The organism is Candidatus Poriferisodalis sp., from assembly GCF_965204195.1.
Taxonomy (GTDB): domain Bacteria; phylum Actinomycetota; class Acidimicrobiia; order Acidimicrobiales; family Poriferisodalaceae; genus Poriferisodalis.
Window position 1 is genome coordinate 2707073 of sequence record NZ_OZ241975.1, and the last position, 11989, is coordinate 2719061.

Consider the following 11989-nt stretch of genomic DNA (forward strand, 5'->3'; position numbering starts at 1 on the left):
CATCACACCGCGCTGCCCAGCACGCCGAGATCCTGCACGCGGGAGACGCTTCCCCCTGCAGCAGCAGCGGACACAAACCGGATGTACTGACCCCGCTTCGTCGAGAAGGTCACCAGCTTGCGGCCATTGTTGACGATGATGGAATTGTCGAACGTGCCGGACGCCACCGGGTCGCCCCAGTTCGTCCCATCGGCGCTCACATAGAGCCGGTAGCTGGTGACCACCCCGTCGATGCCGCCTTCGTCGCCATGGGGCTCGGGCACATAGACGAAGCCGTTCACGTCATAGACGGCCCCCAGGTTGACGTCGAGGGTGTGGGTCCCGCCGCTGCCCGACTCCCAGTAGGTCGTCGGATCGCGGTCGATGGCGTGCGAACCGGGGTGGTCGCCGTCCTGGCTCGACACGCTGCGAACCGTCCAGCGGGCGTTCGAGATCGGGGTCTCGTTGGCGGGCGCGGCGACCCACTCCATCTCGATGATCGCCACCCCGTCGGCGGCCTGCGAGTAGCGCTGGAGGGGGTCCCAGCCGGCAGTGGTGATGTACCACTTGCCCGTGGCGGGGTCCTGGACCACCTCCGGCGCATGCACCGGCAGCTCCGCCACGAGCTGTGCACCCCCGGGGCCGACTTTCTCGCCGTTGAAGTCGCCGAAGTCCGTGGGGCTGTCCGACTTGAACACCAGCGTCTGGTGGTAGTTGTCGTTGTCCTCGTTGGTGTCGGTGACCGTGACGAACAGGTAGTACAGGTCGCCGTACTTCACCACGAACGGCGACTCGGCGGTCGACCACGACGCCTGCACAGCGTCGCCGCTCAGCGTGAGCGCATGGCCGACGTAGGCCCACCTGATCAGGTCGGTCGACTTCAGCACGTCCACGACGTTCTGATCGTCCGCCGCCGGGTCGAGGCTGGTGATGTACATGTAGTACGTGTCGCCGTCCTTGAAGATCATCTGATCCCTGGGCGTCGTGCTCTCGGTGATCTTCGTGCCGGCGGGATAGGTGATCGTCAGCGTCCGGTTGGTCCACGTGGACATGTCGGAGGAGGTGACCAGCCCGCCCAGCTTGGGCCCGTAGAACATGTAGGCCTGCCCGTTGAGCGTGACGGCATGGGGAGCGAACGCCCAGGTGGTCGGCCCGCTCGGATCGATGTCCGGACGGCGGGTGTAGGGCCCCAGCAGCGAGTCGGCCCGCCCGTGGGCGAACTGGAACTCGCCGTCCGTCCCGGATTGCTCGTCGTCGGAGACGCCGAGCACATGCCACTTGCCGCCGGCGTCCCGGTAGACGGTGTGGTCGTTCACGTACTTGTTGGCCGGGGAGCCCGCGGCCGCGGTGTTCGGGGCGAACAGCGTCCGGATCGTGCCGGGCTTCAACCGGGGGACATGGCCCCCCTCCACCGGCGTCCGCGCCACGGTGACCTGGTCGGGCGGGTTGCCCGCATTGACGGTGGCGGGCGGGTCGTTGTACGAGATCGCTCTCGCGGCGCCGCTGGTGCAGTCGACGGAGGTGTTCGCAGGCGCGGGGTCCCGGTTGATCAATCGGAACACGAACGCCGCCGTGTTCACTCTGCCGTTAGCGGTGCCGCCCGAATCGGTGACAACCAAACGGAGCCAGACACTTGAGTACTTCGTCGGCATGCTCGAAATCGTCCGCGTCGCTGCGTCAAAGACCAAGCCGTCAGGCAAAGCTCTAGAGGAGCTGAAGTAGCCCTCCAGCCGGTACGTTGTCGCACCCGTTGTGCCGCACGCCCCCGGCAGGCGCAGCGGAACAGCCTGCTCCCCGGCCTTCAAGTACACCTGATTGGCCAGAAGCGACCCCCGACCATTCAACGACGCCGACGTCCCCCCGGATGGCGCCACGAAGGACACATCCGCAAGGGGACCGTCTGGCGGCTCGGTGGCGTCGTCGTCACGCACCGTGACCGTCGCCGCGCTCGTCGACCCGACCGTGTAGCCGGTGCCGGCCGTGACGGTGACCGTCACCGAGCCGTCGGGCTCGTCGACGCTGTCCCCAGTCGTCGCCACGCTCACCGTCGCCGACCCGCTCGTGGGAACCGTCACCGTGCGCGTCGCAGCCGACGCGAAACCGCCCACAGACGACACGCTCACATTCACCGTCAACGCAGACGACGGCGCAGGCGACGCCGTCACCGTGAACGACGCCGCAGAACCCTCCGTCACCGCACTGCCGGCGCTGACCGTCACCGAGGGCACCGCGGCGCCGTCGTCGTCTCGCACCGTGACCGTCGCCGCCCTTGCGGACCCCACCGTGTAGCCCGTGCCGGCCGTCACCGTCGCGGTCACCGAGCCGTCGGGCTCGTCGATGCTGTCCCCCGTGGTGGCCACGCTCACCGTCGCCGACCCGCTCGTGGGGATCGTCACCGTGCGCGTCGCAGCCGACGCGAAACCGCCCACAGACGACACGCTCACATTCACCGTCAACGCAGACGACGGCGCAGGCGACGCCGTCACCGTGAACGACGCCGCAGAACCCTCCGTCACCGCGCCGCCACCGCTCACACTCACCGACGGCACCGTGGCGTCGTCATCTCGCACCGTGACCGTCGCCGCGCTCGTCGACCCCACCGTGTAGCCCGTGCCTGTCGTCACCGTCACCGTGACCGAACCGTCGGGCTCATCGACACTGTCGCCGGTCGTCGCCACGCTCAAGGTCGCCGAACCGCTCGTGGGAACCGTCACCGTGCGCGTCGCAGCCGACGCGAAACCGCCCACAGACGACACGCTCACATTCACCGTCAACGCAGACGACGGCGCAGGCGACGCCGTCACCGTGAACGACGCCGCAGAACCCTCCGTCACCGCACTGCCACCGCTGACCGTCACCGACGGCACATCGTCGTCTCGCACCGTGACCGTCGCCGCGCTCGTCGACCCCACCGTGTAGCCCGTGCCTGTCGTCACCGTCACCGTGACCGAGCCGTCGGGCTCATCGACGCTGTCCCCAGCCGTCGCCACGCTCAACGTGGCCGAACCGCTCGTCGGGATCGTCACCGTGCGCGTCGCTGCCGACGCGAACCCCCCAACAGACGACACGCTCACATTCACCGTCAACGCAGACGACGGCGCAGGCGACGCCGTCACCGTGAACGACGCAGCCGTGCCCTCGGTCACCGCGCTGCCCCCGCTGATCGTCACCGACGGCACCGTGACCGGTGGCCTCGGCGGTGAGACCGGGACACAGGGCAGACGCTCGAGCTCCTCGAGGACAGGCGTCCAGCCGTTCCAGGTCTTCTCTGCCTCCTTCGCCTCGTCGACCGTGAACGGCCCGAGGGTGTCGGACGTCTCCGCGCCGAACGCGATCAGCACGCGGAGCCAGCTCTGGTCGTAACCCGCTCGGTTCTTGTTGGTGTCGTGGTACCCCCGAACCAAGGTGATCAGTGTTTCTGAGGTCGGGTCCGCGTCGCAGGCTGACTGCACGAGAGGCCGTCTCTCGGACTCCGACACAAGACTCAACGCCTGAATGCCGGGATGGTCGGCGGGGTACCGGTACGTCCGGTAGATCCAGTTCTGGTTGACGTTGTTGCTGGCCGTGGTCTCCCCGGTCAGCACCTTGATGCCCCGCGCCAGCGGCGACACGAAATGCCACACCACCTCGCCCTCGGGGGTGACCTCGCTGATCCTGCCGAAGTTGCCCTCCGTGAACACCGTGTTGCCGTTGGGCAGGCGCTGCGCGTTGGACATGATCCAAGTGGGCTGGGCCAGCCGGTAGCTCCAGACCGAGGTCGGGGGCACGTACGACCCCGCGGCCCGCAGGTACTTGTGCCCCGTGGCCGGGAGCACGATCTCGTCCACGGTCGCTGTGCCGAACATTTGACCAGGCTGCTCCCACCCGTTGTTGTAGACGAGGACGTTGCCCTCGCCCGGCAGGCCGTCGGCGATCCAATGGGCGTTGTGCGGGAAGAACAGCTCCTGGCCGGCCCTGGTCCCGCTCCGGTCGACACGGGGGTTGCCCCAGCGGTAGAGCAGGTCGCCGCCCATGCCGCTCTTGCCGCCGGTGCTGCCGGCCGCCTGCTCGGTGGTGACGCTGTGGTCGATGATCCAGGCCTCGCTGAAATGGCGGGACGTGATCAGGATCTGGTCGAGCTCGGCGTTGTAGTCCAGCGAGTTCAGATGGGTGACGTGATGGGGGTTCGAGACGAACGAAGTGACATTGTGCAGCCAGCACAGGTTGTAGTTCAGGTCGATCCGCTCGGGATGGTCGGCGACCACCCCGTAGTTGGCCTTGGTGGAGTCGAAGTCCTGGATGAGGTGGTCCCACGCCCTCCACCGCCAGACAACCGTCGCCCCATCCGTTCCCGAGGGCTGGATCTCGAGCACCTCGTCGACCTCCAAACCGTGCTCGCCCACGCAGGCCGGGTTCGCTCCGGCCGCGATGGAGTCGTCCCTGGAGTAGAAGGCGGAGTTGATGTACAGGTAGTTCCCGTTGGACAGCTTGAGCACGTCGTGGTGCTGGAGGTCTTCGGTGGACAAGTCGTAGGCGGCCGACCCGTCCGGGCTGATCTCGCGTATGTAGCCGCCGGTATGGCCGACGAGCAGCCGGCCGGTGCCGAGCAGCTTCGCGAGCGATGCGTTCCCGTCCCACCGGAACGCCTCCCGGCCCTGGTCGTCGATCAGGTAGAACTGCTCGTGGAACGTGCCGGTGAGCAGGGTGTAGCCCCCGGCCGCCGCGGCCTCGTTCACCTGGAGGCCGAACTCCGTTCCCGTCGTGAACGTCGGACCGACGGAGATGGTCGCCTCGTTAGGGGTTCCCAGCGTGTAGCCGTCCCCCGGAAGGATGCGCACCGTGACCGCGGTGGTGTCGCGCAGGAAGTAGACGGCGCCGGTCGCCGGCGTCGCGGCGACCCGGACCGCGGTCCGGTACTCGATGCTGCGATGACCGGCGCCGATGACCTGGTACCTCACCGTGATCGGGCCGTCGGGCAGCGCGGAGGCGGTGAACGTGCAGTCTGCCGATCCCGCGCCGTCGGCGCCGTTGGCGACCGCGGCAACCTCAGCCGGGCATGTGACCGAGACCGTCGGCGGCGGGGTCTGCGCCGATGCCGGCCGCTCCGCGGCGATGGCGACGGCGGCGACAGCGAGCAGCGCGAGCACAAGCGACGCGGCCAGCCTGAACGGTCGCGTGAGGTGCCTCCCCACCTTCAGCATCTGACCGATCCGCGGGGGGGGGGGGGTAACAAGACATGCCACGACGATACGCGCACGGCCTATGTCATGTGGAAGTACCAAGTTGTGCGTGATATGTGAATTGTCTCGCTATAGACGTGTATGTGTTCGCGGATTTCTGACTACTGTTTGGGGCCATGAGTTCTCACCCGTCTTCTGACCCCCCCCCCCCCGGGACTTAGCACCGCAGAGCGCCGGCCGCGAGGGTCCGGCGTGAGCAGGGCCCCGGTTCGGCGCCGCGGCAGGCGATCGCTTGCGGCGGCGTTCGTCGCGCTGGTGCTCGGCGCGGTGCTGGCGGCCGCGCCGCCGCCGGCCTCCGCTGACACCGGCGGAGGGCACTACCACTTCTTTGCGAGATCCACTGCTGTGCTGGGCTATGAGGGATACACCGCCGAGGTGAAGCTCCACAAGACCCGCGCGTTCGGGGCGGTGACGTTCAACATCGGCTACTCCGGTGCGACCGGCGGCTTCTCCAAGACTGCTGACTTGACCTCGGCGCCGAGCACCGTCACGATCCCGTCGGGCCAGCATGAAGCCACTGTGTCGATTCCGATCGCTTCTGACAGCCTGCAGGAGCAGGACGAGAGCGTCGTGCTGACGTTCACCACCTCCGCCAGCAACTATCACCCGTTGCATCCCAACAGCGACCCCAACGCACCCAGCGCGTTGAACAAGGTGAAGCTGACGATCCCGGCGAACAAGTACTACTGGGCGGGGCACGCTGCTGTGTATGAGGGCCAGCGCGCCGTGGTGGACCTGTGGCTGTCCACCAGGGCCCCCACGGGCGGTCTGGAGTTCAGCGTTGCCAACAACCTGGGCACCACCGGCGCGGCGACGGCAGATGACGTGGACGCGATACTGCCCACGTCGGTGACGGTGCCTGCGGGCCAGCGCAGGGCGAGCCTGTCGATCCCGATCAAGCAGGACACCGGGGCCAAAGAGGAGACCGAGACGTTCACTCTCACGTTCAGCACCACCACCGCGGGCTGGGCGCCGTTCAACAACAACGACTCGGTAGGCGACTACAACACCGCGACGGTGACGATCTGGGGCGACGAGCTTGAGTGCCATGAGTTCCCCAGACGGAGCGAGTGCAGCAGCACCGAGTCCGCCGGTGCGCCCGAGCGCGCCGCAGAGGGCGGCGCGCCCGGTTCTGATCGGGTTCCGCCGGTGGTCGGCGGACAGGGTCCGTCCGAGTCCGACGACGCGCCCGGCGAGAGCGACGAACCCGAGTGGCCCTGGCAGGGCCCGTCCGAGTCCGACGGCGCGCCCGACGAGTCCGAGGGGCCCGGGTCTCAGCAGTCCGAGCCCGGCGGTGCGACCGAGAGTGCCACCGAGAGCGTGACCCGTCCCGCCGGTCAGCACGCAGCGCTGGTGGCCCAGGTGCGCCAATGGCGCGACGATCCGTGCTGCGCGCACAGCAAAGGCCACACCGACCGGTGGGACCGTGTGCTGGTGGCCCTCGGCGAGACCGTCGCCGACACCACGCTCACTGCCATGACCGCTGCCGAGGCCCAGGCGTTCGTGAACCGCGGCTGGACCCGCTGGACCGACGTCGCCGCCGCTCTGGAGGAGCTCGAGTCCGCCAGCCAGCGCGCGGCGCTGATCGCCCAGATCCACGGCTGGCGCGACGATCCGCGTTGGAGCTGGCAGGCGGCCCACGTGGCCCGCTGGGACCGCGCCCTGCTCGCGCTCGGCGAGACCGTCGCCGACGCCACGCTGACACCGATGACCGCCGCCGAGGCCCAAGCCTTCGTCGACCGCGGCTGGACCCGCTGGACCGACGTCGCCGCCGCTCTCAAGGCCATCGAGGCCGGCTAAACCTGCGCGCACGCCGGCGCAGCGACCACGCCGCCACACTCGAACCCCGAGACGGACACCGCCGACGGGCACCGCGCCCTGCGCCGATGTGCCGAACGCGAAGCCGCAATGCGACGAGCCGGGACGACGACTCCGGCGCGGCGATCGACCTGCACCACAGAGTCACAGCCCGCTCGGCCGTGGCGGCACGGGGATGACGGCTTGACGTCGCTCAACGATGAGGGCGTCTTGCAGGGGGCGCGAAGGCGTGGGTGGCGGGTTTGGGGGTGTAGCGTGTGGCGCTGCACGTGCACCCAGTGGTATCTGTGTTGCCGGTGCGTGCATTCGAGGATTGCTGTGTGCGCCTGTGTGTCGGGCGCATTCGAGGACATGTCGAGCTGGCAGGAGAACTACAGTGATGCAGACGCAGCTTCGGACCCCCCCCCCCCCCGCAGTTCTGAGCCGCAGCGGCTCGGTGCCGGCCGTCGTCGGCGGCGGTGGCGCGCTGCGCTGACAGCCGGTGCGCTGGCGGCGGCGGTGTTGGTGCCGCTGGCGGCGCCGGCGCACGCCCAGCAGGCCGCCTCGGTGCTGAGCTGGGTGGGCCATACCGAGGTGGGTCCCGAGAACATCACCCTCGGTACCCACGACTCGATTGAGCCTGATCCCGGGTACGTAGAGGTGTACATCAACGTGTCGCCGCCGCTGGCGCATCGCTCCCATGTGATGGTGGAGTACGTTGCGGGCTCCAGCGATGCGACGCTGGACGATTTCTTGTGGCCCTCCTCGGGCACCAATGTGGTGGCGATCCCTGCGGGGCGGTCGAATGTGGCGCTGCGGATCTATGGGACCGACGACGGCAAGACCGAGGGCATCGAGTCTGCGCAGTTCCGGCTGGTCAAGGCCGCCGGCGAGCCGTACACGATCGGGGCCAACGCCGTCATGGAGGTCAGCTTCCTGGACACGTCGTATGCGATCCCGGCCAGCGCTGATGCGCGTCGGGGCGTGGTGTTCGGCGGCGCCGCGACCGGGTCGCGGCAGGTGCGCCGCTTGGCGGTGTCGGCGGGGTCGTCGGCGGATTACACGGTGCGGCTGGCCAGCGCGCCCAGCGACACGGTCAGCATCGTGCCCTACCAGCGCACCGAGCGCTCCAGCGACATCTCGTTCTCGCCGGCCAAGCTGACCTTCACCACCTCGAACTGGCACATCGCGCAGACCGTCACCGTGTCCGCCCCGGCCGCCGCGGACGGCCTGCGCTACATCGTCCAGCACCTCGCCTACAGCCTCGACCTCGACTACGACGACGGCGCCAATTTCCGGGGCCTGGGCGTGGACTCGCGCAAGCATCTGCGAGTCGAGGTGACCGCGTCGACACAGCCCGCCAACAGCGTCCCCGAGTCAGGGGGTGCGTCGGTCCCCGACCAGAACGCGCCGCCCGTGGGCGGCCAGGACCCGTCCGAGCCCGACGACGCGCCCGGTGAGGGGCCCGGGCAGGGCCCGGGCGAGTCCGGCGGTGCGACCGAGAGCGGCGCCGAGAGCGTGACCCGTCCCAGCAGTCAGCACGCGGCGTTGGCGGCCCAGGTGCGCGGGTGGCGCGACGACCCGTGCTGCGCGCACAACAAGGCTCACACCGACCGGTGGGACCGCGTGCTGGTCGCGCTCGGCCAGACCGTCGCAGACGCCACGCTGACCGCGATGGGAGCCGCGGAAGCGCAGACCTTCGCCGACCGCGGCTGGACCCGCTGGACAGCAGTCGTCGAGGCCCTCAAATCCATCGAAGCCGGCTAAGCCTGCACGCACGCCGGCGCACCGACCGCGCCGCCGCATTCGGCCGGACGCTTCGTCGGCAACCGCACCCGCCGCCGCCCCGCCATCTCCGCCACCGTGATCCCTCTCGACTGAGCGCGCCTAGCCCACCTGGGTCCAGCTGAACGGCGGCAGGGTGTTCTGCATGGTGAAGGAGAACTCATCGGACCACGGGCCTGCGTCGCCGTCGTTGACTGCTGCTATGCGCGCCACGTAGTCGCCTGCGGGCAGGCCGTAGAGAAACGCATGCGGGATGCTCTGCTGCGGCGGGCCTCGATGCACGATGTTGACGTAGCTGTAGGGGACAGAATCGGCGACAGTGCTCGGGAAGGCGCCAGCAGAAGCCTTGACCTGGACCACATAGCCCGTGGCATCCTGCACGTTGTCCCAGCGCAGTATCACGGTCGTGGCGACGTTGTACTGCGCGTAAGCGAACGATGTGGGCGCTGCGGTCGGCGCGGTGCTGGCGGAGACGTCGACGTCGAAGGTCACGCTGGCGGTGGCCCCGTTGAGGTCGGTGGCCGTCCAGGTCAGCGTCGTGGAACCCAGCGTTGTCGGCGTCCCCGACAGCGTGAACTGCTCCTTGTCGAGGGTGAGGCCAGCGACGGTGCCGGAGAGGCTGTACTGCATCCCCGTCGGCGCAAGGCCGAGCGCAAGCGAGCCGCCGCTGGCCCTCGGCAGCGAGATGGACACCGGCACCTTGACGGTGAGGTCCTGATCCGCCACCGCCTCAAGGGCCGGTGCGGCGTTCACCTTGATACTGGTGGGGAACCGCACCGTGGTCCCGGACTCGTCGCTGACCGTGTACCAGATCGACAGCCACTGCGGTGCAGACGGCGCCCCGGTCCCGGTGTTGCTGGACAGCACGCGGGTCGCGGGATCGAAGCTGAACCCCGCGCCCTGCCAGTCGACGCCCTTGCGCCTCTTGACGCTGTAGGTCAAGTCGCCGGTGCCGCCGGTGGCGGCCGGCAGGGTGACGCTGAGCGGCTGCGGCTGACCGATGGTGTACTCGATTTGGTGCGTCCAGTACGTGCTCATGTAGAGCGCACGAAGCGAATCCTGATCGAAGCGCGGCGCCGGAAGGGTGATCCTGGCGTAGCGCCGCAAGCCCTGGCCCGCGTCGTTCACCGCGCGCACCCAGACCCGGTACGTGCTGCCGGGCGACAGGTTCGAGAACGTCACGCTGGTCTTCTTCGCCCTGGGGGTCTTTGTCTTGCCCCTGCTTCCGTCTGTCGACTTGAGATGCACCTTGTAACTCGTGGGGGCGCCTCCGCTCTGGGGCGCCGCCCAACTGACGGTCACGCTGTCCGGTGTGCCCGACACCCGCAGGTTCGTCACCAGACCGGGAAGCGCCGCTTCATCGGAGGTGTCAGCCGCCGCCGGCGACGGCACCCCCGCCAGCACCGCGCCGAGCACCAACGCGACGAACGCCGCCGCAAGCGATCGCCTGCCGCGGCGCCGAACCGGGCCCCTCCTCACGCCGGGCCCTCGCGGCCGGCGCTCAGGGGTGCTAAGTCCCGGGGGGGGGGGGGTCAGAAGACGGGTGAGAACTCATGCCCCCAAACAGTAGTCAAGAACCCGAGAACACATACACATCAGCGTCAAGACAATTCATATGTCACACACAACACGACATGTCCACACGACTGCCGACCGCGGCTGGGCTCGCTGGACAGCAGTCGCCGCCTGAAGCCCTCCCTAGTCGGCTGGATCGGGTCGCGGCAGGCCGGCCGCGGTCTCCAAGCGGGCCAGCCGATCTGTGTGGTCGCGAAGAATCACATGCACCTCACGGAACTCCGCCCGCATCTCTGCGCGGAGGCTGCCGATCTCAGAATGCAACTCAGAACGCAGACTTCCGATCTCGGAGTGCAGCTCAGAGCGGAGTTCCTCTCGCAAAGCGCCGATCTCAGAGTGCAACTCATCCCGCAGAACGCCAATCTCCGCGCTGAGCTCGGTGCGGACATCGGCCCTCGCTGAGCGTCACGGCGCTGGAGAGCGCACAGATGGTTCAGAATCGGTCGCCGCTGAGCCGGGCAACGAGGGCACCCCCCAACCTAGCCACCCAGCACCGCTCGCCCCCAAACCACATACTCCGGCACCAGCCGACACAGACCACGCTCAGCGAAGTGCGCGCCCGACTCCTACGCCACTGTGATCACGCTCACCTGATCCCCCGCTCGCCACTCGCGCTCCACGCGGATCCTGCGCAAACAGTTCCTCCGCCCGTCGGCAATATGTGTTTGAACGCATATGTGCTATAGTGCATTACATGGAGGTCGTCCTCCACCCGCTCTTTGAGGCCTGGCTCACAAGCTTGACCGACGGCTCCCTCGCGGGAGGCACAGATTGGTGGGAGGTCGCGGCAGAGATCACTGCGTTGCTGGGAGCGCTGGAGAGGCACGGCAGGAACCTCGGCGATCCGGAGTGCCACGAGGTGGTCTCGGCACGGTACGACATTCGAGCTTTGAGACGAACACCGCCGACGGGGACCACGCCCTACGCCGTCGGACCACCGGTGATTCGGATTCTCGTCGGATTCGCTCGTAGCGAGCAGGGGCAAACCATCGCGGTCGCGCTGGTAGGCGGTGACAAGACGGCGCTCGGCAATCGCTGGTACCCGGCGAACGTCGAGCGTGCGCAGCAACGACTCGATCAATGGTGCAGTCGGAATCCCGGCTCTACCCCAATTGTCAGGAGAGGAGGCCACTAGGCGCCGATTGCGCGCAACGCGTCTTCATCAGCAAAGGAGCAAGAAAGGACACAATGAACGACAGCGAACGACTTGAACAGGTTCCTGTAGACACGGCAAGTGTTGATGACGTACAGCCGGATGCATGGGAACGGGATCTCTCGATGGGACCGGTGTTCGAACGTATCCGTTCCCATCCGGAGGCCCGAGCGCACTATGAAGCAATACGAGGGCAGATTGAGCAGCATCAGGCCACGCTGGCGCAGGTGCGGAAGGCCCGCACGCTGACCCAGCAGCACATCGCCGAGCAGCTGCAAATGGACCAATCCGAGGTCTCACGGCTGGAACACCGGAGCAACATGCTGCTTTCGACGCTGCGCTCATTCGTCCGGGCTACAGGCGGCGATCTCCACTTGATCGCAACGTTTCCCGACGCAGAACCGGTCCACCTCTTGGTTGGCACCGAGTCAGACGAGCCGACGTCTCCGGCATCTGCCACCAACTAGCCAAGAGGCCTCCG

At 68.0% G+C, this 11989-nt stretch carries 6 protein-coding genes; 4 read left to right on the forward strand and 2 right to left on the reverse strand.

The window, feature by feature from the left end; translation table 11 throughout:
• Nucleotides 1-2 precede the first annotated feature (2 nt).
• Nucleotides 3-5159 carry a discoidin domain-containing protein gene (locus tag ACOGI8_RS12115; protein ID WP_419854057.1) on the reverse strand — a complete coding sequence of 1719 codons (5157 nt, stop codon included), beginning with the start codon at nucleotides 5157-5159 and terminating at the stop codon, nucleotides 3-5.
• Nucleotides 5160-5390: 231 nt separating this feature from the next.
• On the opposite strand from ACOGI8_RS12115, the gene ACOGI8_RS12120 reads away from it, so the two are divergent.
• Nucleotides 5391-6998 carry a hypothetical protein gene (locus tag ACOGI8_RS12120; protein ID WP_419854058.1) on the forward strand — a complete coding sequence of 536 codons (1608 nt, stop codon included), beginning with the start codon at nucleotides 5391-5393 and terminating at the stop codon, nucleotides 6996-6998.
• A gap of 516 nt (nucleotides 6999-7514) precedes the next feature.
• A complete protein-coding gene (locus ACOGI8_RS12125; RefSeq protein WP_419854059.1) occupies nucleotides 7515-8762 on the forward strand; it encodes a hypothetical protein in 1248 nt (415 codons plus the stop codon).
• 120 nt (nucleotides 8763-8882) lie between these two features.
• Here the strand turns inward: ACOGI8_RS12125 and ACOGI8_RS12130 are convergent, their stop codons facing one another.
• Nucleotides 8883-10259 (reverse strand): fibronectin type III domain-containing protein, encoded by a 1377-nt coding sequence (locus ACOGI8_RS12130; RefSeq protein WP_419854060.1) that lies wholly within the window; start codon nucleotides 10257-10259, stop codon nucleotides 8883-8885.
• Nucleotides 10260-11049: 790 nt separating this feature from the next.
• Here ACOGI8_RS12130 and ACOGI8_RS12135 point away from each other — a divergent pair.
• Nucleotides 11050-11490, forward strand: coding sequence for a hypothetical protein (locus tag ACOGI8_RS12135; RefSeq protein ID WP_419854061.1), 441 nt, complete (start codon nucleotides 11050-11052; stop codon nucleotides 11488-11490).
• A gap of 53 nt (nucleotides 11491-11543) precedes the next feature.
• Nucleotides 11544-11975 (forward strand): XRE family transcriptional regulator, encoded by a 432-nt coding sequence (locus ACOGI8_RS12140; protein ID WP_419854062.1) that lies wholly within the window; start codon nucleotides 11544-11546, stop codon nucleotides 11973-11975.
• The last annotated feature ends 14 nt before the right edge of the window (nucleotides 11976-11989 follow it).

Coding starts and splice junctions, on each gene's coding strand:
- ACOGI8_RS12115 (WP_419854057.1), bottom strand. CDS start 5,159: ATGCTGAAGGTGGGGAGGCACCTCACGCGACCGTTCAGGCTGGCCGCG.
- ACOGI8_RS12135 (WP_419854061.1), top strand. CDS start 11,050: ATGGAGGTCGTCCTCCACCCGCTCTTTGAGGCCTGGCTCACAAGCTTG.
- ACOGI8_RS12140 (WP_419854062.1), top strand. CDS start 11,544: ATGAACGACAGCGAACGACTTGAACAGGTTCCTGTAGACACGGCAAGT.